Here is a 22,281-nt window from a genome sequence, read left to right on the forward strand (position 1 = left end):
CACTATGAACTAACTCTTAGACCAACTTAATGCTGCTGTTTTTCAAGGGCACTGTGCGCAAGCGTTTGCCTGTTGCCCGGTAGAATGCATTAAGTACTGCTGGGGCAGCTACCGCAATGGTTGGTTCACCAACACCGCCCCACTCTTTACCGCCACCTTGAATGATGATGGTTTCGACTTTTGGCATTTGAGAAAGGCGAATCGAGTTAAAGGTATCAAAGTTCTTCTGAACAACAGCGCCTTTTTCGATCGTGATCTCTTCTTCGAACAAAGCAGATAAGCCATAAACAAATGAGCCGGCAACTTGACGCTCGATTTGCGCTGGATTCACTGCATAACCTGGATCAGTTGCTGCTACGATACGATGAATTTTCACATCAGTACCATTGCTCACTGAGAGTTCGCAAGCGGCAGCTACATAGCTTCCATAAGAATGCATCTGTGCGACGCCACGAAATACTCCAGGCGCAGCTGGCTTAGTCCAGCCAATGCCATCAGCAACTGCATTGAGAACTGCAATCGCACGTGGATAATCCTGCATGTGCTGACGACGGAACTCTATGGCATCAACACCGGTGGCTTCCGCCAACTCATCCATAAACGTTTCTAAGAAAATAGCATTTTGATTCACATTCACGCCACGCCAAAAACCTGGCGGGACATGAGTGTTACGCATAGCGTGATCAATATTTAAATTTGGGAATTTATAAGTAATGCCATGCTCACCGGTCTCATCTACACCCTGAAAGGCTGCAGGATCCTTACCTTTATTCGAGGCTACAACTGCTGGGCGAACTGCAGCCAAGATGGATTGGCCTGATAAACGCATATTTAAACCGGTAACATTTTTCTTATCATCGATGGACGCAGACATCTGACACATCATCACTGGGTGATAGTGATCATGTGTCATATCTTCTTCTCGAGTCCAAATCAACTTGATAGGTGTACCCGGCATTTGCTTTGCAATATTTACCGCTTGAGTTGTGAAGTCCTGAAAGGCACCACGACGGCCAAAGCCTCCACCAAGGTTGACTTTATAGACATTACATTTTTCAGCGGGCAACCCAGCAGCCGCTATCAATGCTGCTAATGATGCCTCACCATCTTGAGTTGGAACCCATGCCTCACACATCTCTGGAGTCCACTTCGCTGTAGCAGTTTGTGGCTCTAAGGTTGCGTGACTCAAAAATGGATAGAAATAAGTCGCCTCCATTGTTTTAGACGCACTAGCAAAGGCAGCTTTCACATCACCGTTAGCGCTTCCGACAAAAGCGTCATTTGCGGTCAAACCTTCTTCTAGGTTTTTCTTAATAGATGCGCTCGAAACGGCAGCATTTGCTCCCTCATCCCAAGTAATATTTACCTGCTCAAGACCAGTTTTAGCATGCCAAAACGTATCAGCAATAACGGCAACAGCATTATCGCCGACTTGAACCACTTTCTTAACGCCCTTCACATTCATGGCTTTTGCAGAATCGTAGGCCTTAACCTTGCCACCAAATACTGGGCACTGTTTGATAGTTGCGACCAACATACCAGGCATCTTCAAATCAATTGCGTAAACCTGACGGCCCGTAACCTTATCAGCAACACCATCAATACGATTGACTGGCTTACCAATGAGCTTCCACTCTTTTGGATCCTTTAATGGAATCTCTTTAGGAACTTCCAACTGGGATGCAGCAACAGAAACTTTTCCAAAAGTCGTTTTCTTACCGGATGGTGTGTGTGTAATAACGCTGTTCATGGCAACACACTCAGAGGCTGGTACATTCCATTGAGTAGCGGCAGCCTGAATAAGCATCATGCGGGCGGCGGCACCCCCTTTACGAACATACTGCTCAGAGGTACGAATACCACGACTTCCGCCAGTAGAATAACTGCCCCAAGCCGCCTTACGCACCAAGCTTTCAGCAGGCGATGGATATTCATAACTTACTTTTTTCCAGTCGCATTGAAGTTCTTCAGCAACCATCTGCGCCAAACCGGTAATGGTTCCTTGACCCATTTCTGAGCGAACGATCCGGACAACGACATCATCGTTTGGCTTAACTACAACCCAGATACCAATTTCTGGGGTTGATAAGGGAGCCATAGCTGTTGTACCAGTGCCCATTGCAGCATTTGCAGTAGATATAAAAGCAAAATCAAAGCCAATAGCCAAGCCAGCCGCAATAGCACTAGAACCAATAACAAAGTGGCGACGAGAAATATTTGTGTTTGTAGTCATGTCTTTCCCCTTAAGCCTTGCTAGCCGCATGAATCGCTGCGCGTACTTGCTGGAATGTGCCACAGCGGCAGATATTAGTAATGGACTCGTCGATTTGTGCATCGGTAGGCTTTGGATTATTTCTTAACAAAGCAGTGGTTGCCATCACCATGCCAGACTGACAGTAACCACACTGAGGCACTTGATTGTCTACCCACGCTTTTTGAACCTTAGAAAGCTGACCACTCCTCTCTAAACTTTCAATGGTCTCGATTTTTTTACCTTCAGCAGCACCTACTGGAATTGAGCAACTACGAATGGCCTGACCTTCAAATAACACGGTGCAAGCACCACATTGACCTACTCCACATCCATACTTAGTGCCGGTTAATCCTACTTGTTCGCGGATCACCCAAAGCAATGGGGTTTCTGGATCTACGTCCACCTTGTATTTTTTGCCATTGACATTTAATTCAGCCATCAGTGCTCTCCTAAAAATTCTTTTTATGGTTTCAGGGGTAACTTCATTACCCCTTCTTATCGTGCGCCTATCTTAACTAAGAATTAATATATTGCAATGCAACATATATTGGGGACAAAGGTCTAGTGAGTCTGCCAATCAAGGATTAATTCAGAAAATAACTGGGTCGCATCTGTAATCTTGTCGACATAACAAAATTCGTCGGTTTGATGAGCCATTTCTGGCTGGCCCGGCCCCAGAATCACGGTAGGTGGATTGCCGATTGCGGGCTTTAATGCTGAAGCATCGGTAAAGTAAGACACGGTCTTTTCAACTGGGCGAACCCCATTAATCTTTTCGCAAAAATCAAACACGCTTGCCATCCAGGGATCTGTAGAGGGCGTGAACACACCTTCGATATCGATGATGGTGTCCAGCCGTACTGAAGGGCCTAGCGCTTTGCATAGGCAGCCGTAAATATGTTGGTGGCTTTGCCCTGCAACCGTACGAATATCCAGCGTCATTTCTGCTGCATCAGGAACCGAGTTGATATTAATGCCTGATTTAGCAGTACCCACATTAAGGGTGCCCTGCCCCATCAACTCATGAACCGGAGTATCAAAAGAAAATTTTTCTAAAGTTAATGCCGCCTTAGCTAGCTTATAGAACGCATTGTCTCCACGCTCAGGCATCGAGCCATGTGCTGTGACACCATCGGTGGAGGCTTTTAACCAGTAAGCCCCTTTATGACCTAGCAAAGGTTCATTAGCGGTTGGCTCAGCCACAATAAAGCATCCAGCAGGGCCCAGAAAATCCAATATTTCCTGGTTAGCTGCCAAATGAAAGGCACCTTCGCAACCCGTCTCTTCTCCTGCGGTAATGATCATGCTCACACCGGCGCCCTGCTTGGCTGAGTCAGCCATTTTCATAGCCGCAACAACAAAAGCAGCTACGCCACTCTTCATATCACTAGAGCCGCGTCCATATAACTTGCCATCTTCAATAATGCCAGCAAAGGGTTCGTATTTCCAAGTGCGAGCACCTAAAGGAACAACGTCTACATGCCCAGTAAAGCAGATACTAGGCTTTTGATCGGAACAGGCGCCGATTTTGGCCGCTAGACTCATTCGATGTGGAGCAAATTCAATCTTGCGACATTCATAGCCAACGGACTCTAAGAGTTTGGCTAGATATTCACAGACTTGATCTTCATTACCCGGGGGATTAATCGTATTGAAGCGAATCAGCTCTTGAGTTAATTTAATTGGATCAGGAATGTTGGTTGTCATCTGTATTTATCCAAAATAAGCTGCTTGTACTTCAGCGTTCTCAGCCAATGCTGTGGCGCTTCCCTCAGCCACCACTTGGCCTTTAGTAATGACATATCCACGATGGGCGATTGCCAAGGTTTGTCGAACATTCTGCTCAACCAATAAAACTGTGGTCCCCATTTGATTGATTTCTTTAATGATCTTAAAGTTTTCTTTTACAAACAACGGTGACAGGCCCAGTGAAGGTTCATCAAATATCAGCAACTCAGGCGAACTCATGAGGCTGCGACTAATGGCCAGCATTGCCTGCTCACCACCCGACATGGTGCCCGCCAACTGATTGGAACGTTCTGCAAGGCGCGGAAATAAATGCTTTACATGCTCACGACGCTCTTCAATAACCTTTTTGTCGGTCACCAAATAAGCTCCGGCGGATAGATTTTCATCCACCGTCATACGTGGAAACACACGACGCCCCTCAGGAACGCATGCAATCCCCGCCTCAATAATGCGATGTGTTGGTAAATGGGCAATATCCACGCCATTAAAAATAATTTTTCCACGATTGGCTGGAGTCAAGCCCAGGATGGAGCGAATTAAAGTGGATTTACCAGCACCATTAGCGCCGAGTATGCAGGTGATTTCACCCTTCTCGACTTTGATGGATACATCTTCAAGTACATCAATCCGATCGTACGCGGTATAGATGTGTTCAATTTCTAATAAGGCCATGATTATTCTTGCCCCAAATAAGCGACTTGCACTTCGCGGTTATTCACAATCTCATCGTAAGTGCCCTCAGCAATCTTCTTGCCATAGTTCAAAACAATGCAACGCTCAGTCATCCGCTGAATTAAACCCATTTCATGCTCAATCAAAATAATGGTGAATGGCTTAATCTTGCTGCGTACCTGCAAAATATCATCCATTACTTCAGCGGTCTCATCGTGAGTCATGCCAGCTGAAGGCTCATCTAAAAGCAGTAAATCAGGTTGACTGATCAAGGCTCTGCAGATTTCAATACGGCGGCGATCAATCATGGGGAGGCTAGCAACTGGCTCAAATATTTTGTCTGCTAACTTAGGGTTAAATGTGAGAAGCAACTGTCTCACCTGCTCAACCAAGCCTTCGTATTCTTGTTTGAACTTCTCTCGTTGAAACAAATTGAAGAAAAGCCCGGAATTTAATCGACGGTTATCACCAATGGCGATGTTGTCAAAGACAGTCAGCGGTAAAGATAAGCGTGAGCGCTGAAACGTACGAGTAATCGCATGCAAATACACTTGCTGAGCAGTGGCATCAGTCAAATTCTCACCGCGGAATGCGACACTTCCTGAACTTGCCCGGTACAGACCGGTAATCACGTTAAAAAAGGTGGTCTTGCCAGAACCATTGGGGCCCAACAATCCCAATACCTCACCCTCGTTCACATGAAGATCTAATGAATCTAATGCTGTCACACCACCAAAACGCATGGTGAGTTTTTCTGCGACCAGAATCTGCTTCTTGGATGATGGTAATGAGCTCATTTTTGACCTCCCGCTTTGTTACCCGGGAAATACTCACGAATCCGCCTTGGCAGTAAACCATCGGGACGGAATAGCAAGATCAAGATCACCACGATGGCATATAGCAAGAAGCGGTATTCCTGAATAAACTGAAGCTTCTCAGGAAGAATCACCACAATGGCTGCCGCAGGAATGATTCCCCATGGATTACCAATGCCGCCCAAAATCACAATCGATACCAAAATCAAAGAGTCGGCAAAGGTAAAGTTATTGGGGGCAACATAGGCAGTCATCATTCCATAGAGCGCTCCCGCCATACCAGCAATGAAGTTACCCAATGTAAATGCCACCACCTTCCAGTGCGCAATATTCACACCAAAAGTAGAAGCTGCAATTTCATCAGTACGGACCATATCCATACTTAAGCCTATCCATGAGCGCTCTAAGTTCCGGGTAATTCTGAAACTAGCGATTAATAAGATTAATGCGATCAGTAGATAAGGGATGTAAAAAGACAGCTCAAAACCAGCAATGTCCAAGCCATCAGATAAATTCCAGCCAAAAATAGTGAGCGGAGGGATCTTCAATCCCTGTGGGCCGCCCAGAGTGTCATTCACTTCCAAGAAATTTCGGAATAGGATGCCAAATGCAATAGTCACTAATGCTGCATAGTGCCCGCGAGTTCTCAATACAGGATAAATCAAGATAGAACCAATTAAGGCAGAGATGCTAGCAGCGATAAATAGAACCAGCAAATGCGGGATCGCTGTGTGCGTCGCCAATATTGCAGCGGTATAACTGCCGATACCAAAGAAAGCGGCGCCTGCAAAGTTCACGATGCCGATATAACCAAATTGAATGTTTAAGCCAAGGCAAACAATGGAATAGATCAGCACTGTAGCGAGCATCAACAGCGCAAAGTGAGAATTGTGGAACACCAGCATGGTTATAAGCACGCCTGCAATCGAGGCATAAGCAGGAAACTGCGGATGCTCTCTTACGGCAAGCGCAAGCTTATCCATCAACCCTAATTTTTTACCAACCAAACTAGTTGCAAATGCAAGGATTACGAGAGCGCCAACTTCTAACTGGTTTTCAGAACCTAATAACAGAATGGTGTAGACCAGACAGGCAATGAAGGCAGATATTAATAACTTCATATTTAAACTCGCTCGCTGGATTTTTCAGAAATCAAGCCTGTAGGCTTTAATCCCATGATGATGATAATTACTGCAAATGCAAAGACATCCTTATAGGCGCTAGGAACGCTCGGCATGATGGCGGGTAACAAAACAGCGCCAATCGTTTGGAGTCCTGCAAATAAAAACCCTCCCACAATTGCTCCATAGAAATTTCCTAAGCCACCTACTACAGCGGCCGAGAAGCCAATTACACCTAGCAATAAACCCATACTGAAGTTGACTTCGTTGTAATACAGGCCGTTCATTAGGCCAGCTAGTGCAGCCAAAGCTGAACCCAACATAAATGTGATCAAGACAATTCGATGGAAGTTAATGCCCATAATGCGTGCTGTTTCGCTATCTTGTGCAACCGCACGAATAGCTAAGCCAATCTTGCTCTTGGTGATCAGGCGTTGAACGGCAATAATGATTAAGACGCCGGTGATAAGCAAGATAAGACTGTCGGAGCGCAACGTAAATTCACCGAGAGCAATGCCGTCTACAGGCAGTAACTTTGGAAAAGGTTTTGGATTCGATCCATTTGGATAAAACAAACGGACTAATTCACGCAGCGCTAGGCCCAACATCAAAGTTACCAATAAGGTGTTGATTGGGGGCGCTTTCTGCAAAGGCAGAATGAGGTAGCGCGCAATGACTGCGCCAAGAAAGGCTGCAACAGCCAGACTCACTACTATTAACACTAGAAGCTGTAGCCAAGGAGAAGTAAAGGTCTCGGCTATACCGATATAAGCGGTGAGGCCAGCAAAGGCCCCCACCATGAGGATGTCACCATGAGAAAACTTAATGACATCTAAAACACCGAAGTAGAGGGTAAATCCAACTGCCACGATTGCATAAATTACACCCAACATCAAACCATTGAGCAAGTACTGCAAAAAAATATCAAATGACATGCAAAATTACCCTCTTCTACTACGATTTCAATTACTGACCTAACTTACGCTGCTTCTTAGCATAGAGACTATCTTCCCAGAGAACCCATTTGCCATCTTGCGCAACATACTTAGAGATCAAAGGAACAATGTTTTGACGATGATCATCAAAACTGACTTTGCCAATAATCGTTTCTACGTTTTGGGTATTGTTTAAAACTTCCATTACCTTCTTACGATTAGGGCCTGCCTTTTCAATTGCAGCCATGATCAAATTAGTAGCGGTATAGGCAAAAGGACCGTAGGCTTCAGGCGCATCCGGATACTTTTGTTGTGAATACTTGGCAATGAACTCAAGTCCACCTGGGAGTTTTTCCCATGGCGCGCCTTCGATGAAGGACAAAGAGCCTTCAGATAATTTACCCAGGCCCTCGATGTAAGCATCAGACTTAATTCCAGAGGTTCCTTCAAATACGGCCTTGATACCCAAGCGATCCATTTGTGTGCGGATACGAATACCAATTGGTGTGAGACCGCCAAAGTAAACCACTTCAGGATTCAACTGCTTGATTTTGGTTAATTCAGCCGTGAAATCTTGTTGATCGGCAGTGACACCAAAGGTGCCCAAGATCTGACCGCCATTTTTAGTGAGGAACTGAGAGAAATACTTATTGTGACCTTTGCCGTAATCGGTAGTGTCATGAATGATGACCCACTTCTTGTAGCCTAAGCCAGTTAAGAATTTTGCTGCCACTTCATTTTGATTAATCATCGTACCGTTTACGCGATGAATCTCTTTATAGTCATTACCATAAGTGATTTCAGGTAGAACAGCACCCCACACCATCACTGGTAATCCAAACTTATGATAAACATCGACAGTGCTCATTGCGACTGCTGAACAGTAATGGGTTACACCTGCGATGATAGAGCTATCTGACGCAATTTTCGTAGCCACTTGAACACCTACGTTTGGCTTGCACTCATCATCTGCAATAACCAATTCATACTTATATTTAGCATTCGGGTCTTGGTTTTTGAGGCGAACTGCTAGATCAGCAGAATTACGACCGCCAATCCCATTTGCAGAAACACCTCCGGTCAACGGCCCAATGTAGGCAATCTTGACCGTATCTTTAGCCGATACAGAAAAAGAAAGGCTGGAACACAAAGCAAGAAGCAAGCCAGATACGAGTGACTTCATGTTGAATCTCCTGTTTATTAATATGAACTGCTATTTTCGAACCAGTGTAGCAAGGTTTTGTCTACAAGATATTGACTGGGATCATCGGTGCATCCCCGTACACAATAAATTTAACTCAGGAGGTTATGGTGAGACTCTAGAAAAACCCCCTCTTTGGTGCCTCTGGCACTAGGATGGATATCTGGGCACTCTATTCACGCAAGCGGTAAGATAAGCACATGATTTTTGGTCTCGTACAAATCCTTCTCTTTCAAAGTTTGGGCGAACTCGTTTCCAAGTTCCTTTTGCCGACCCTCCCTGGACCGGTCATTGGTTTGGTTCTCTTGGTGCTGTGGCTTGTTTTGCGCAAAGGAATTAATGCCGACTTAGCTATGGTGGGTGATGGCTTTAGTCAGTACCTTGGACTTCTCTTTGTTCCAGCTGCCGTTGGCGTGGTGCTTTTCTTGCCCCAGCTTAAAGCAAATGCATGGGCCATTATTAGCGCTCTCATCGGTAGCGTCATCCTCACTATTGCCTCTAGTGCGTTAGTCGCCCGTTTATTGAGCAGGAAAGAATCTCATGAGTGAAAAGCACTCCATCGTTGAGATTTGGGTTTACCTATCAGGAAGCCCGCTTTTTGCCCTGTTTATTACGCTAGCGGCCTATCAAATTGGACTCAGCATTTATAAGGCTAGTCATCAGAATCCATTAGCAAATCCAGTAGCAATTGCCATTCTGATTGTGGCAAGTACGATTCAATTTATTGAAATGCCCTACTCAACCTATTTTGAGGGCGCTCAGTTTATTCACTTTCTATTGGGATCGGCGACAGTATCTTTAGCAATCCCCATCTATAGGGGATTAAGTAGCCTTAAGGGGAGATCAATCCCTTTGATTGCTTCGCTATGCACGGGCGGATTGGTTTCAATCATTAGTGCGGTAGGTATTGCTACTATGCTCGGGGCGGACTCCAGCATTACTGGGGCAATGTATCCCAAATCAGTCACAGCACCAATTGCCATGGGTATTGCAGAACGTATTGGCGTCTCACCCACTCTAACGGCCATCTTTGCCGTGAGCACCGGAATACTAGGTGCTATCTTGGCACCCTTTGTATTGAACGCATTGGGTATGAAAGCTTGGTGGCAAAGAGGTTTTGCGATTGGCATTGGCGCTCATGGTATCGGCACCTCACGTGCGTTTAGCATTCATCCTGAAGCAGGAACATACGCCAGCCTAGCGATGGGCATGAATGGCGTTGTTAGTGCGGTAGCGATTCCTGTGATCTATCACTTATTTAATCGCTAATTGAGTCGCCAATAATTAGGCGGCCAGTAAATCCGGTATTTGTATGTGCTTCACTTTAGGTTTAATAGTCTTTCTAGCTTTCCACAAATCATAAGCAGACTGTTGGGCCAACCAAATACTTGCACTGCCACCATTTTCAACGCCTAACCATGCCTCAATTCTCAATGCCATCTCAGGCGAAATTGCAGCTTTAGCATTTAATACTCGAGATAAAGCGGCTCTAGTCACACCAAGCTGATCAGCTGCGGCAGTAACAGTAATCCCTAAAGCAGGGAGAATATCATCACGCAAGGTGAGTCCTGGATGCGGGGGGTTGTGCATTTTTCTCATTTTTATCATCAATGGTAGTCCTGATAATTGACCAACACTACATCTTCGCCTTCAAACCTAAAAGTAATTCTCCAGTTTCCACTAACTGAAATTGAAAAGTGGCCAACCAGTTTTCCACCTAAGGAATGTAATCGCCAGCCAGGAATATTCACATCCTCCCAATTACGGGCCTCATTCAATCTGGATAATTGTCTTGAAAGACGAGGAGCATGCGAACTTTGAATGCCAGCACGGCTTCCAGTTTCAAAAAATAACTGCAATCCTTTATGCCTAAACGATTTAATCATACCATATTGTATAGCGTAGCTATACAATAATTCAAGCCAATTAAAAGCCTAATATTTACGCGGTTAATTAACCTTCATCGCCTCATCAATAGCATCACCTAAAACGCTACACAGAAATTCCACTTCTTCAGGCTTGGATATAAATGGGGGGCCTACGGCAATAGCGTCACCAGCCACCCTTACTAAAGCACCTCTTTCGATGCAGGCCTCCAGCACCTTCATGGAACGTAGACCTGGCTTTCCTGGCACAGGATCAAGCTCAACAGCGCCAGATAAACCAAAGTTACGAATATCCAAAATGCCAGACTTACCCTTTAGGGCATGAAGTCCATTTTCTAAAACAGGTTCTAGTGCTCGAGCCCGATTGACCAAATCATCAGACTCAAAGATATCGAGCACTGCATGGCCTGCAGCTGCCGGTATTGGATGACCTGAGTAGGTATAGCCATGGAAAAATTCAATCGCCTGCTCTTGACCACCATTCGAAATAATGTTGTCATAAATATCGCCACGCACAATCACCCCGCCCATGGGAATAACACCATTGGTAATTCCTTTGGCAAACGTAATCATGTCGGGCGTTACACCAAAACGATCGGCACCGAAGTTTGCGCCTAAGCGCCCAAAGCCAGTAATCACCTCATCAAAGATCAGCAAAATACCGTGCTTAGTACAGATCTCACGAATCTTTTGTAAATAGCCATCCGGTGGAACTATTACTCCGGTTGATCCCTGTACAGGCTCCATGATGACAGCAGCAATCGTATTGGCATCATGAAGAGCAACAATCTTTTCTAACTCTTCTGCCAAATGTGCTCCCCACTTAGGCTGCCCTTTTGAGAAAGCCATCTGCGAAAGATTTAACGTGTGCGGCAAATGATCTACACCGGGCATCATCATGCTGGCAAACATTTTGCGATTGGCGACCATGCCACCTACGGATATACCGGCAATACCAACACCGTGATAAGCGCGATCTCGACCAATCAGTCGAATACGGGATGCATTACCCATTACACGGTGATAACCAATGGCAATCTTCAATGCAGTATCAACCGCCTCAGAACCAGAGTTGGTGAAAAATACTTTGTCCAATCCCTCCGGCGCCATCTTTGCAATTCGACTAGCCAAGCTAAAAGTTGTTTCACTAGCCATCTGAAATGCAGGGCAATAATCCATCGTTTCAAACTGCTTTTGAATCGCTGCACCAATACGTGGATCAGCATGCCCCAATGGAGAGCACCACAGCCCAGATAAGCCATCAAATAGCTTACGACCCTGATCATCAAAGTAGTAAGCTCCCTTAGCTGACTGCATGATCTTCGGATGGTGCTGAAAGTAGCGGTTAGGTGTAAATGGCAGCCAATAAGCTGACATATCAATTCCGCTGGTTGTTTTAGTCATTGTTGTCATGCGTTTCTCTATTTGATCTTTTTAAAACTAGATTCTGAATTTCCAATACTATATTACTCATCTCACTCTCGGATCATTAAATGCGCTATTTCAAATCCCTCATCCTTGGCTCCTTAGGACTGTTGACTTTAAGTAACTTGGCGCTTGCCGCCTCCGATACAGATTGGCCTAAAAAACCGATTGTTGCGATTGTGTCCTTTCCTGCAGGCGGATCTACTGATATTTTTGCGCGTAGTGTGACTGCGCCTTTAGCCGAAGCATTGGGTCAATCCATCGTTGTCGAAAATAAACCTGGCGCCGGTGGAATGATTGGCCTACAAGCCGCCGCTAAATCTGCTCCTGATGGTTACACCATCAACATTAGTGCGCTGACAAATCAATCGATTTCTTCAGCCCTATTTAAAAATCCGCCGGCTGATTTGCAGAAAGATTTTGTTCCGGTGGCATTAATTGGAACAATTCCTCATTTAATTGTGGTGAACCCAAGCGTTCCAGCAAAGAATCTCCCGGAGCTTATTGCATTTATCAAATCTAAAAAGGGTGACTTTAATTACGCATCTCAAGGTAATGGCAGTCTCTCCCACTTAGAGTCCACTTTGTTTATGCAACGTATCGGCGCAACAGGAACCCATATCCCCTATAAGGGCAGCAGTTTTGCTTTGCCAGATTTGATTGCGGGCAACACCCTGATGATGTTTGATAGTGTGACTGCCTCATTGCCCCATATTCAGAGTGGTAAGCTACGCCCGATTGCGATCGCCGCAGCAGAACGCTCCCCTTTATTGCCCAATGTTCCCACTCTCGGACAAGATGGTATGAATCAGTTTGATGTGGAAAACTTCTATGCGGTATATGTTCCCAAAGGAACTTCTCCAGTAATCATTGCAAAATTAGAAACAGAAATTCGTAAAATTCTCACGAATCCTGATTTCAAAGCGCGTATGGCAGCCCAAGGCATTCATCCTCAGTTTGCAAACTCCGAAAAATTGTCTGAAATCACCGCAAGTGAAGCCAGCAAATGGGATAAGGCTGTAAAGTCAGCGAATGTTAAAGTAGATTAAGCCGTTAAATAGATAAGCTCTTATGTTGATATCCCCTCCTTTTGGAAGTCGTGCCCCTGTTCTAGCTAAAAACACTGTTGCGAGCTCTCAACCACTTGCCACTCAAGCAGGTATCGAGGCTCTGCAGAGTGGTGGCAACGCAGTGGATGCAGCACTTGCAACTGCAATCACACTGACTGTAGTTGAGCCTACGATGAATGGCATAGGCGGAGATGGTTTTGCAATCCTCTGGGATGGTAAGAAGATACATGGCTTAAATGCCTCTGGCCGAGCCCCTGCTGCTTGGAAGCCAGAGTATTTTTCTGGTAAATCTGCGATGGATCTCATTGGCTGGAATACAGTCACCGTCCCCGGCATGGTTGCTGGCTGGATTGAACTCTCCAGAAAGTTTGGCAAGCTTCCGTTTGCACAATTGTTTAAACGTGCGATTGACTATGCGGAAAATGGTTTTCCGGTTTCACCTGTTATCGCTCGTCAATGGCGTGAGGCTATTCCGATTCTAAAAAACCAACCGGGATTTACAGAATCCTTCTTAGTTGATGGCAAAGCACCTCAAGCCGGACAAATCTGGAAATACCCCGCACAAGCCAAAACCTTAAAAGAAATTGCCGCTACAGAAGGCGATTCTTTTTATAAGGGTCCGCTTGCACAAAGTATGGTGGACTTTGCAGGGGCTACTGGCGGTTGCTTCACTATGCAAGACTTCGCCGATAACCAGCCAGAATGGGTTGAGCCTTTAGCCTTCGATTATGGTGACTACACTCTCCATGAAATTCCGCCAAACGGATCTGGTATCGCCGCTCAAATTGCCTTAGGTATTCTGCAAGCAGCCAATGTGAAGCAATACCCTGCTAACTCAGCGCAACGCATTCATTTGCAAATTGAAGCCATGCGGATGGCGTTTGCTGATGTTTATGCCTACGTTTCTGATGCACGCTCCATGCAAATGCCAGTGAGCTCCCTATTAGATCGGAATTACTTAGCTAGTCGCGCAGCCATGATTGATCACAATAAGGCTGGTAGCTATGGGCCTGGAGATCCTCATTCTGGTGGCACTGTTTACCTATGCGCCGCCGATGAATCCGGCATGATGATTTCGTATATTCAATCTAACTTCAAAGGTTTTGGTTCTGGGGTGGTAGCCCCGGGCGGTATTGCTTTTCATAATCGTGGCATGAGCTTCAGATTAGAAGATGGACACCCTAACCAAGTTGCGCCAGGCAAGCGCCCTTTCCACACTATTCTTCCCGCCTTCCTCACCAAGAATGGCAAACCTACTATGGCATTTGGCGTAATGGGTGGCAATATGCAGCCGCAGGGTCATATTCAATTCGTGATGCGCTTTGTGGATGAATACCTCAATCCACAAGCCTGTTCTGATGCGCCTCGCTGGCGTATTGATGATGTAGGCAAGCTCACTGTGGAAGCGGCAATGCCCCAGAGCGTGGTTGATGGATTGAAAGCGCTAGGACATGAGGTTGCTGTACAACCAGCAAACAGCTTGGACTTTGGTAGCGCACAAGCAATTGCCAAGCTCTCAGAAGATGCCGACTCTGCTTTTATTGCTGGCAGTGATCACCGTAGAGATGGATTGGCAGCTGGCTTCTAATAAAGAACTAAATAGCAAAAGCCTCTTGTAGCACGCCAAGACTGGCAGATAGGGTTTTTGGATTGCTCTTGCCCACTTTCTTGACTAAGCGCGCTTTATCAACAGCTCTGATTTGATCTAAAAGTATCAGCCCCCTCTTACCATCATGCGTAATAGATACCCGAAAGCCCGCAGGTCTACCCTTGCTAGTCATGGGCGCAACAATGATGGTGCGCAAATGGTCATTTAACTCTTGAGGTGATACCACAATACAAGGACGTGTTTTTTTAATTTCACTTCCGATCGTAGGATCTAAATTGATAAGCCAAATTTCTCCACGAGAAACATTGCTCTTTACCAAACCCAATCTCCATCTTCTTCGTTTGCAAAATCTCCAAGCACCAACTTATCCTCGCCAACCTTAGCAAGGCTTTGGGCATCTTGAGCCCAATGCTCTCTCACAGTATTTTTAGGTTTACTTAAAACAATTTTTTCTCCGTCGACTGACATTTCAACAATCTCCTTTATTCCAGATTGTTCAAGAATAATCTTCGGGATAACCACGCCTTTAGAGTTGCCAATAGCTCGAATAGCTACCTGCAGTGGTGCTGTAGTTTCAGCATTGGATTTATGGCTCTGTTTCATAGTAATAACAATGTTATTACATAAGCCAGCAAACGTCAAATAAGAAAAAATAGCCTTATTTGGAAGACAAGCAATTCAGATAGAAACGCTTGATCTCCTGATCGCAGCTCACATCCCTGGGTTCAATCGGTCTCTGTAGAGAAATGCCTTCAATCGTTTTACAACGGCTTAGGGCAACATAAACTTGTCCTGAGGCAAATGCACCTGACGATAGGTCAACCTTAACTTTATCGAGGGTTTTGCCCTGGCTCTTATGAATCGTTACAGCCCAAGCCAGCATGAGCGGTATCTGAACATAAGTGCCGATGATGCTGGGGGATATCTTTCCAGACATCATGTCGTGATCGTAACGATAAGACTCCCATTGATGACCTGTTACTTCCACTGTATTTGCATAAGGCTCGTTTTGCACCATTACCTTCACCTTATCTGGCAGTAACTCACGCACTACGCCGATCGTTCCATTGACCCAGCGCTTAGGGAATCCAGGATCCGTTGCGGTGAACATGACTTTAGCGCCTACCTTAAGCACTAAATTGTTGGGTGAAGGTAAATTGCGTTCGTCGATATTAAATTTACCCGTTGACTGACCTGCGTAGACCTTACCCTCAACGGTAATTGCGCGCAAGCCAGCACCATTGATTTGATCTGCTCGTGCATTTGTAGTGGTCAGAGTAATGGTCTGCTCATCTATCTCAGCATCTTTGCGATAGCACTGTGCATTTAGAGTATCGAGAGCCTCATCAATGTCATGATTAATTCGAATGCGATTTAATAAGCCTGCGAAGTGCTCATCCTTCTGACGGAAGATCTTGGAGAGCTCTACCATCGTGACGTCTTTGCGATGCAAGGCCATAGCGCAAAAGAAATAAGGTCCTTCGTAACCACGCTCTGCTAGGACTTGCATATCCGCACTAGAAACTACTGGTGGCAGCTGGAATAAATCCCCCACAAACATCACCTGAATGCCACCAAAGGGCTTGCCTTTTTGCGGACCGTTCTCACGCAGAAATAAATCCATGGCATCTACGACATCAGCACGCACCATCGAGATCTCATCAATGATGAGTAAGCGGATATCTTTATAAAGGCGCTTATCGCGCAGCGGCTTGATATCTTCTTCTGGAAAAATGAGTCGTGGAGGCAACCTAAAGAAGGAATGAATGGTCACTCCTTTAACCTGGAGCGCGGCAACCCCTGTTGGAGCGACTACTACGACGTTACCCGGTATGGTTTCTCGTAAGTAGCCGATGAGGGTCGTTTTTCCAGTGCCCGCTTTACCGCTAACGAAGATGTAAGGATCGTGACGCTCAATAGCCTCAATTACCGCTTGGTAATCGGGGGTAATTTCAATTTCGGAGGAATCTACAACAGGATTAGTCATTCCCTATTGTTTCACGGCATCGGCTACACACGGATGGCGGAAAGTAAAAAAGGGTCACAATGAGGAGTTTTTTACTTTAATTCTGTGGGGCGAACGACGGGGCTCGAACCCGCGACAACCAGAATCACAATCTGGGACTCTACCAACTGAGCTACGTCCGCCACTGAAGACCTAGATTATAGCTTTTTGCTCAAAAACCTGTCAAAAACATCCCCTCAAGACCTGTTTCTAGGCACTGTCGAACTCAAAAGCTGCCCAATCCCCAAGACACAGGCTTGCATCTATAAAGAAATCCAAGATGGCGGCTTTACTCTGAACTTTAGCTAAAGCGTGATGATCAGAGAGGCGTTGGCGCCAATACCGTGATCCCGCCCGGCCATGAGCCAAGCCGAGGATATGTCTTGTAAAAGCCCCAATATAAAAAGGCTTGCCTTTGGCTTGGCATTCATCAAACCAAGCTTGCACTTGTTTAACCAAGGCAATCTGAATGCGGTGCCACTCGGTTTCACTAAAAAGATATCCAGCAGCATCGCCATCCGTGTTGATCATGTCATCCCAACCTAAGAGCAACGCAGGAAAATGATATGCAGCCCTTCCCACCATGAAACCATCAAAGTCATCCCAGTGGCCAGCAATTTGTTCATTAGTTTCCAAACCACCATTAAGCAATACTTTGAGATTCGGAAATTGCTTCTGCGCATCTACTCTGAGCTTTGCAGCTACTTCATAACGCAACGGTGGTTTGCTGCGATTCTCTTTTGGCGATAAACCTTTAAGCACTGCATTACGTGCATGAATGGTTACCTGACTGGCACCAGCATCGGCAACAGCAAGAATAAAGTTCAGCGCAAATTGGTAATCAGCTTCAGAATTTGCGGCATCCATCGAGTCCAAGCCCAGACGATGCTTTACGGAGATCGGAATATCAACCGCTCCCCTCATAGAGCGCACACAGTCTGCAACTAAATTAGGCTCAGCCATTAAGCAGGCGCCAAAGGCACCACGTTGCACGCGCTCTGAGGGGCAACCGCAATTGAGATCGATTTCATCGTAACCCCACTGTTGAGCTAGTTCGGCAGACCTTGCTAAGTCGCCGGGCTCTGAGCCGCCTAATTGCAAAACGACGGGGTGCTGTTCTGGTGAATAATCTAAATGACGCGGGACATCTCCATGCATCAAGGCACCAGAAGTAACCATCTCTGTATAAAGAACAGCCTCTTTAGTGAGCGTGCGATGAAAAGAACGGCAATGGCGATCAGTCCACTCCATCATTGGTGCAGTGCACAATCTCTTCTTTTTCTTGTTTTCCACAGACACTTTTTATCAATAATTTATTACTGATTATTTTAGTGTGTTTTGGCTGGAAGCCAAATAAAACCTGATCTCTGGAATCTTCAAGAGAGATGATTGTAGAAATAAAAATGTATCAAGAAAAACTCAAGTTGCACTACTTATTTACATATTTCTAAAAACTATCAGAGCAATTTGTCCTAAATTTGTCCTAAATTCATCATACTTGTGATCATTAAAGCGGCTGCTAGACCCATAGCGAACTGTCATGGTAAGCCAGCCTAGAAGAGAAACCTATATCCAACACCAGTTTCAGTAACAACATGTTTTGGCTGTGCGGGATCATCTTCAATTTTTTTACGAACCGCCCCCATGTAAATCCTAACGTAGTGATGATTCTCAACATCGTTAGGCCCCCAGACTCCGAGCAATAGCTGTCTATGAGTTAATACTATGTTAGGGTGTGTAACCAAAAATGCTAGTAAACGATACTCAATGGGGGTTAAATGAAGAACTTCCGTTTCCCGCTTTACGATCCTTGTTGTCAAATCAACATTGATATTTCCAAATATGAAAACCGTCTCACCCTTATCGGATGCCATCGAACGCCTACGTAGCTGCGCTCGGACCCTAGCCACTAGCTCCCCAGGACTAAAGGGTTTTGATAGGTAATCGTCGGCGCCAATATTTAGGGCCTCGATTTTGTCATCCTCATGGGTTCTTGCAGAAACCACAATAATTGGCACGTCCGACCAAGTTCTAATATCTCGAATGAAGTCAATGCCCGAACCATCAGGCAGACCTAAGTCAACTAACACTACATCCGGTTGACGTGAGCCCGCTTCTATTAGTCCACGAGAAACGGTAGCCGCCTCAAATACCTGAAATTGCTCTGCCTCTAAGGCCATCTTGATAAGCCTACGAATATTTGGCTCATCCTCGATAACGATTGCGACGGGAATTGGTTGTGACATCTAGCTACCTTATCAACTTCTACTGATCTTCAACATCAATTTTAGGGGGATTACCCCGGGGCAAGCTAAAGGTAAACCGCGCACCGCCACCTTCCATTGTCTTTCCAGTGATCTTGCCGCCATGCGCCTCAATGATGGCCCTGCAAATAGTGAGCCCCAGGCCAACACCAGAAATTGCACCTTCTTTATTGCCTCGCTCAAATTTTCTAAAAATATCTTCCTCTTTCCCCCTGGGAAGACCAGGTCCATTATCCTGCACCCAAATCTCGACAGAGTGTGGAGAAGCGACTGAAGCACCTATAGATACGCTGCTGTTTTTAGGGGTGTATTTATAAGCATTTTCTAGAAGATTAATAAAGACACGCTCTATCAGAACCGCATCAAAATTTAATAGGGGCAAATCAGGAGGTAACGTCACTGTGACATGCCTACCTTCACTCGCCGACTCAACAGCCTTGATGGCGGCACCAATTGCCTCTTCAATCAGAAACCATTGTTTATTTAATTGGACCGTACCAGACTGAAGTCGGGCCATATCTAATAGATTACTTACTTGTGAACTCATTTTTAAAGCTTTTTCACGCAAAAGCACTGCAATCTCTTTTTGCTCGGAAGTCAGTGGTGCATCTAACATCTCCAACGCATCAGTCAATCCAACCAATGCAGTGAGTGGAGTTCGTAAATCATGTGAAATAGCCGATAACAGAGAGTTTCTTAAGCGTTCTGATTCAATTTGCACTGTCGAGCTTTGGGCGACTGAAACATAATGAATTCGCTCTAACGAGATTGCCAGCAAACGAGCAAATGTATCGAGTAATCTACGCTGCTCAGGGGACTTTAAGCGGGTAGAACTTGGAGCATCAATCACCAAGATTCCACGAGTACGCATTGGTGCTCGCAAAGGAATGTACAGCAAAGGCGCGCCTGGCAAAGAATCAGTGCCGTTGCCAGCCTCTTTAGAATTATCAAAAGCCCATTGAGCAATAGATAAATCTGCCTGAATATTGGCTTTCTTATCGATAACAATCTCTAACAACTGATTATCATCGTCGGCCGATAACAAGGTAGATCTAGCTTTGAATTCAATTTCAACAAAATGCTGGCTAATCTCAGCCACTTGCTCTGGCATCAAGGCGCCTGATAAATCTCTAGACATCTCATAAAGAGATTTCACCCTTTGCTCGCGTCGATTGGCAACTTTAGCTTGATAAGTCAATCCAGTAGTCAGTTTTGCTGTAATCAAACCAACAACTAACATTACCGCAAAAGTAAATAAATACTGGACATCTGTGACTGCAAATGAAAAACGTGGCGGCACGAAGAAGAAGTCAAATACAAGTACATTAACAACTGAGGCCATTAAAGATGGTCCTAAGCCAAATTTAACGGATACCAAAACGACTGCCAGCAAAAACAGCATGGCAATATTTGGTAGTTCCACTATGGTATTCAGAGGTGTTGCGACAACTCCAGCAATACCGCAGATTAGCAAGCTCAATGCATAAGATTGCCAAGGAGCTTTTAATTGCCAAACTAAGGATTCAATATCAAAGCCATCACGCGTAATGCTTGTCGAGTTTGTACCCTGAGCAATTTTGAGCACATCTAAATCAGGGGCATGTCTAGAGATTGATTCTGAAAACGCCCTTCTCCAAATTTGCCATCTACTAAGAGCGCCAGTACCCACGATGACCCTTGAAAGGTTATGCTCTCTAGCGTAATTAATAATGGACTCAACTGCATCCGTTCCGCCAACTGTTACTGCTTTTGCCCCCATCTCCTCTGCCATAGAGATGGTTTTTAGAATTTGCTCCCTAGACTTTTGAGAGAGGTTTTGCAATTTAGGAGTTTCAACATAAATGGCATGCCATGGAATTTGAAGCTGTGCAGCAACTCTTGCAGCACTTCTAATAACATTCTCTGCCTCATCTCCAGGGCCGATACAAGCCAAAATAGACTCGCGCGTTTTCCAAACATTGGATACCGAATTATCTTTACGGTATTTAATAATTTCGCCATCCAGACGATCTGCCGAGCGACGTAGCGCTAATTCTCGTAGCGCAATTAGATTTCCTTTGCGGAAAAAGTTTTGCGTAGCTCTTTCGGCTTGCTGGGGAAGGTAAACTTTCCCATCTTTAAGCCTTTGCAGCAGCTCGTCGGGAGGTAGATCAACTATAACAACTTCGTCCGCAGAGTCAAATATATGGTCTGGGACTGTTTCCCAAACCCTAACACCCGTAATTCCGCCAACAATATCGTTCAGAGTTTCAATATGTTGCACATTGATTGTGGAGTAGACGTCGATACCAGCTGCCAAGAGCTCTTCAACATCTTGCCAGCGCTTCGGATGCCTTGAGCCTGCTGCATTTGAATGAGCAAGCTCATCCATGAGGATTAAATCAGGCTTTTCAATCAGGGCTTGGTCAAGATCAAATTCCTTGAGCTTCTTGCCCCTATAGTCAATTTCCTTTAAGGGTAGAACTTCTATGCCATCAAGCATTGCTATAGTGTCTTTTCGACCGTGTGTCTCTACGACACCAGCAATCACTCGCTTGTTTTTGCTTTGCTCATGAGCGGCAGAAAGCATTGCATAGGTTTTACCTACCCCAGCATTCGCTCCAAAGAAGATCTTTAATTTACCTCGACCAGACTGAACTTCTTGGCTCTGTATACGAGCAAGTAATTGATCGGGGTCTGGTCGTGACTCAGGCATGCAGTTTAATTTCCATCTAAAGCAAGATTAAGCTTTAATACATTAACACGAGGCTCTCCGAAAATTCCCCATTGGCGGTCTTGTGTATTTGCTGCTATGAGTTGATTGACATGATCAATACTCATTTTGCGCACCTTCGCTACACGTGATGCTTGGTATTGCGCAGCCTGGGGACTAATTTCAGGGTCCAAGCCACTTGCGGATGCGGTTACTAAGTCCATAGGTATTGGCAATGTATTGCCTGGATCAGCGCTCTGCAATGCTTCAATTCGTCCTTTAACAGCATCTGCCAAGGCTGGATTTAATGGGCCTTGATTTGATCCACTAGATGCGGTGGCATTGTAGGGTTGGGGCCCAGTAGCTGATGGCCTACCCCAAAAGTACTTAACATCAGTAAAGTTTTGCCCAATCAACTCTGAACCAATAGCCTGATCGCCTTGATAAACAATGCTTCCTACCGCCTTACTTGGAAAAAGCGTCTTCGCTAATCCCGTGACAAATACTGGATAGATAACACCAGTAATCACAGTTAACAAAACAAATAGTCCTAAACAACTTCTCATGATGGATTTCATTTTCT

The 22,281-nt window shown here is 45.3% G+C and carries 22 protein-coding genes and 1 tRNA gene; 4 read left to right on the forward strand and 19 right to left on the reverse strand.

Annotation, left to right across the window (positions count from 1 at the left end; all coding sequences use genetic code 11):
• Nucleotides 1-16 precede the first annotated feature (16 nt).
• The 8 genes from ICN40_RS10060 to ICN40_RS10095 all read right to left on the reverse strand — a co-directional run bounded on the left by ICN40_RS10060 (nt 17) and on the right by ICN40_RS10095 (nt 8,729).
• Nucleotides 17-2,233: a molybdopterin cofactor-binding domain-containing protein gene (locus ICN40_RS10060; RefSeq protein ID WP_216243813.1), complete on the reverse strand. Its 2,217-nt coding sequence runs from the start codon at nt 2,231-2,233 to the stop codon at nt 17-19.
• 10 nt (nt 2,234-2,243) lie between these two features.
• A complete protein-coding gene (locus ICN40_RS10065) occupies nt 2,244-2,693 on the reverse strand; it encodes a (2Fe-2S)-binding protein (RefSeq protein WP_216243815.1) in 450 nt (149 codons plus the stop codon).
• Nucleotides 2,694-2,815: 122 nt separating this feature from the next.
• Nucleotides 2,816-3,961 carry a M20 family metallopeptidase gene (locus ICN40_RS10070; RefSeq protein ID WP_216243817.1) on the reverse strand — a complete coding sequence of 382 codons (1,146 nt, stop codon included), beginning with the start codon at nt 3,959-3,961 and terminating at the stop codon, nt 2,816-2,818.
• A 6-nt stretch (nt 3,962-3,967) separates the two neighbouring features.
• On the reverse strand, nt 3,968-4,675 hold the full coding sequence (locus tag ICN40_RS10075) for an ABC transporter ATP-binding protein (protein WP_216243818.1): 708 nt from the start codon (nt 4,673-4,675) through the stop codon (nt 3,968-3,970).
• 2 nt (nt 4,676-4,677) lie between these two features.
• A complete protein-coding gene (locus ICN40_RS10080) occupies nt 4,678-5,472 on the reverse strand; it encodes an ABC transporter ATP-binding protein (RefSeq protein WP_216243819.1) in 795 nt (264 codons plus the stop codon).
• On the reverse strand, nt 5,469-6,611 hold the full coding sequence (locus ICN40_RS10085) for a branched-chain amino acid ABC transporter permease (RefSeq protein ID WP_216243820.1): 1,143 nt from the start codon (nt 6,609-6,611) through the stop codon (nt 5,469-5,471). The genes ICN40_RS10080 and ICN40_RS10085 overlap by 4 nt, the downstream gene beginning before the upstream one ends.
• Before the next feature lie 2 nt (nt 6,612-6,613).
• Nucleotides 6,614-7,546 carry a branched-chain amino acid ABC transporter permease gene (locus ICN40_RS10090; RefSeq protein WP_216122556.1) on the reverse strand — a complete coding sequence of 311 codons (933 nt, stop codon included), beginning with the start codon at nt 7,544-7,546 and terminating at the stop codon, nt 6,614-6,616.
• Nucleotides 7,547-7,577: 31 nt separating this feature from the next.
• On the reverse strand, nt 7,578-8,729 hold the full coding sequence (locus tag ICN40_RS10095) for a branched-chain amino acid ABC transporter substrate-binding protein (RefSeq protein WP_216122558.1): 1,152 nt from the start codon (nt 8,727-8,729) through the stop codon (nt 7,578-7,580).
• 218 nt (nt 8,730-8,947) lie between these two features.
• On the opposite strand from ICN40_RS10095, the gene ICN40_RS10100 reads away from it, so the two are divergent.
• Entirely contained in the window at nt 8,948-9,295 is a 348-nt protein-coding gene (locus tag ICN40_RS10100; RefSeq protein WP_072583529.1) for a CidA/LrgA family protein, read from the forward strand.
• Nucleotides 9,288-10,016: an LrgB family protein gene (locus tag ICN40_RS10105; protein WP_216243821.1), complete on the forward strand. Its 729-nt coding sequence runs from the start codon at nt 9,288-9,290 to the stop codon at nt 10,014-10,016. Before ICN40_RS10100 ends, ICN40_RS10105 begins: the two co-directional genes overlap by 8 nt.
• A 15-nt stretch (nt 10,017-10,031) precedes the next feature.
• Here the strand turns inward: ICN40_RS10105 and ICN40_RS10110 are convergent, their stop codons facing one another.
• The 3 genes from ICN40_RS10110 to ICN40_RS10120 form a co-directional block, all read right to left on the reverse strand.
• Complete coding sequence (locus tag ICN40_RS10110) at nt 10,032-10,346, reverse strand: HigA family addiction module antitoxin (RefSeq protein WP_216243822.1); 315 nt, start codon at nt 10,344-10,346, stop codon at nt 10,032-10,034.
• An 8-nt stretch (nt 10,347-10,354) separates the two neighbouring features.
• Nucleotides 10,355-10,633, reverse strand: coding sequence for a type II toxin-antitoxin system RelE/ParE family toxin (locus ICN40_RS10115; RefSeq protein WP_215357080.1), 279 nt, complete (start codon nt 10,631-10,633; stop codon nt 10,355-10,357).
• A gap of 63 nt (nt 10,634-10,696) precedes the next feature.
• Nucleotides 10,697-12,037 carry an aspartate aminotransferase family protein gene (locus ICN40_RS10120; protein WP_216243994.1) on the reverse strand — a complete coding sequence of 447 codons (1,341 nt, stop codon included), beginning with the start codon at nt 12,035-12,037 and terminating at the stop codon, nt 10,697-10,699.
• A gap of 89 nt (nt 12,038-12,126) precedes the next feature.
• Between ICN40_RS10120 and ICN40_RS10125 the strand changes: the two genes are divergently transcribed.
• Together ICN40_RS10125 and ICN40_RS10130 are read left to right on the forward strand one after the other, a co-directional pair.
• The gene (locus ICN40_RS10125) at nt 12,127-13,107 is read left to right on the forward strand and encodes a tripartite tricarboxylate transporter substrate binding protein (protein WP_216243823.1); all 981 of its coding nucleotides are present in this window, start codon (nt 12,127-12,129) and stop codon (nt 13,105-13,107) included.
• A 22-nt stretch (nt 13,108-13,129) separates the two neighbouring features.
• Entirely contained in the window at nt 13,130-14,716 is a 1,587-nt protein-coding gene (locus ICN40_RS10130) for a gamma-glutamyltransferase family protein (RefSeq protein WP_216243824.1), read from the forward strand.
• 7 nt (nt 14,717-14,723) lie between these two features.
• Here the strand turns inward: ICN40_RS10130 and ICN40_RS10135 are convergent, their stop codons facing one another.
• From ICN40_RS10135 to kdpC, 8 genes are all read right to left on the reverse strand, one after another.
• Nucleotides 14,724-15,056, reverse strand: coding sequence for a type II toxin-antitoxin system PemK/MazF family toxin (locus tag ICN40_RS10135; RefSeq protein ID WP_216860768.1), 333 nt, complete (start codon nt 15,054-15,056; stop codon nt 14,724-14,726).
• A complete protein-coding gene (locus ICN40_RS10140) occupies nt 15,050-15,340 on the reverse strand; it encodes an AbrB/MazE/SpoVT family DNA-binding domain-containing protein (RefSeq protein WP_255561308.1) in 291 nt (96 codons plus the stop codon). Before ICN40_RS10140 ends, ICN40_RS10135 begins: the two co-directional genes overlap by 7 nt.
• A 55-nt stretch (nt 15,341-15,395) precedes the next feature.
• The gene (locus ICN40_RS11825; RefSeq protein WP_216243827.1) at nt 15,396-16,724 is read right to left on the reverse strand and encodes an ATP-dependent RecD-like DNA helicase; all 1,329 of its coding nucleotides are present in this window, start codon (nt 16,722-16,724) and stop codon (nt 15,396-15,398) included.
• Between the two features lie 85 nt (nt 16,725-16,809).
• Nucleotides 16,810-16,885 (reverse strand) — tRNA-His (locus ICN40_RS10150).
• 67 nt (nt 16,886-16,952) lie between these two features.
• Nucleotides 16,953-18,035, reverse strand: coding sequence for a tRNA dihydrouridine(20/20a) synthase DusA (dusA, locus tag ICN40_RS10155; RefSeq protein WP_308281781.1), 1,083 nt, complete (start codon nt 18,033-18,035; stop codon nt 16,953-16,955).
• Between the two features lie 260 nt (nt 18,036-18,295).
• Complete coding sequence (locus tag ICN40_RS10160; protein WP_216243831.1) at nt 18,296-18,988, reverse strand: response regulator; 693 nt, start codon at nt 18,986-18,988, stop codon at nt 18,296-18,298.
• 19 nt (nt 18,989-19,007) lie between these two features.
• On the reverse strand, nt 19,008-21,701 hold the full coding sequence (locus ICN40_RS10165) for a DUF4118 domain-containing protein (RefSeq protein WP_216243832.1): 2,694 nt from the start codon (nt 21,699-21,701) through the stop codon (nt 19,008-19,010).
• Between the two features lie 5 nt (nt 21,702-21,706).
• Nucleotides 21,707-22,276, reverse strand: coding sequence for a potassium-transporting ATPase subunit KdpC (gene kdpC, locus ICN40_RS10170; protein ID WP_216243833.1), 570 nt, complete (start codon nt 22,274-22,276; stop codon nt 21,707-21,709).
• Between the last annotated feature and the right edge of the window lie 5 nt (nt 22,277-22,281).

This window comes from Polynucleobacter sp. Fuers-14 (assembly GCF_018882045.1).
GTDB lineage: Bacteria > Pseudomonadota > Gammaproteobacteria > Burkholderiales > Burkholderiaceae > Polynucleobacter.

Coding starts and splice junctions, on each gene's coding strand:
- ICN40_RS10075 (WP_216243818.1), bottom strand. CDS start 4,675: ATGGCCTTATTAGAAATTGAACACATCTATACCGCGTACGATCGGATT.
- ICN40_RS10080 (WP_216243819.1), bottom strand. CDS start 5,472: ATGAGCTCATTACCATCATCCAAGAAGCAGATTCTGGTCGCAGAAAAA.
- ICN40_RS10100 (WP_072583529.1), top strand. CDS start 8,948: ATGATTTTTGGTCTCGTACAAATCCTTCTCTTTCAAAGTTTGGGCGAA.
- ICN40_RS10105 (WP_216243821.1), top strand. CDS start 9,288: ATGAGTGAAAAGCACTCCATCGTTGAGATTTGGGTTTACCTATCAGGA.
- ICN40_RS10125 (WP_216243823.1), top strand. CDS start 12,127: ATGCGCTATTTCAAATCCCTCATCCTTGGCTCCTTAGGACTGTTGACT.
- ICN40_RS10160 (WP_216243831.1), bottom strand. CDS start 18,988: ATGTCACAACCAATTCCCGTCGCAATCGTTATCGAGGATGAGCCAAAT.
- ICN40_RS10060 (WP_216243813.1), bottom strand. CDS start 2,233: ATGACTACAAACACAAATATTTCTCGTCGCCACTTTGTTATTGGTTCT.
- ICN40_RS10085 (WP_216243820.1), bottom strand. CDS start 6,611: ATGAAGTTATTAATATCTGCCTTCATTGCCTGTCTGGTCTACACCATT.
- kdpC (WP_216243833.1), bottom strand. CDS start 22,276: ATGAAATCCATCATGAGAAGTTGTTTAGGACTATTTGTTTTGTTAACT.
- ICN40_RS10120 (WP_216243994.1), bottom strand. CDS start 12,037: ATGACTAAAACAACCAGCGGAATTGATATGTCAGCTTATTGGCTGCCA.
- ICN40_RS10095 (WP_216122558.1), bottom strand. CDS start 8,729: ATGAAGTCACTCGTATCTGGCTTGCTTCTTGCTTTGTGTTCCAGCCTT.
- ICN40_RS10065 (WP_216243815.1), bottom strand. CDS start 2,693: ATGGCTGAATTAAATGTCAATGGCAAAAAATACAAGGTGGACGTAGAT.
- ICN40_RS10090 (WP_216122556.1), bottom strand. CDS start 7,546: ATGTCATTTGATATTTTTTTGCAGTACTTGCTCAATGGTTTGATGTTG.
- ICN40_RS10070 (WP_216243817.1), bottom strand. CDS start 3,961: ATGACAACCAACATTCCTGATCCAATTAAATTAACTCAAGAGCTGATT.
- ICN40_RS11825 (WP_216243827.1), bottom strand. CDS start 16,724: ATGACTAATCCTGTTGTAGATTCCTCCGAAATTGAAATTACCCCCGAT.
- ICN40_RS10110 (WP_216243822.1), bottom strand. CDS start 10,346: ATGAGAAAAATGCACAACCCCCCGCATCCAGGACTCACCTTGCGTGAT.
- ICN40_RS10165 (WP_216243832.1), bottom strand. CDS start 21,701: ATGCCTGAGTCACGACCAGACCCCGATCAATTACTTGCTCGTATACAG.
- ICN40_RS10115 (WP_215357080.1), bottom strand. CDS start 10,633: ATGATTAAATCGTTTAGGCATAAAGGATTGCAGTTATTTTTTGAAACT.
- ICN40_RS10140 (WP_255561308.1), bottom strand. CDS start 15,340: ATGAAACAGAGCCATAAATCCAATGCTGAAACTACAGCACCACTGCAG.
- ICN40_RS10130 (WP_216243824.1), top strand. CDS start 13,130: ATGTTGATATCCCCTCCTTTTGGAAGTCGTGCCCCTGTTCTAGCTAAA.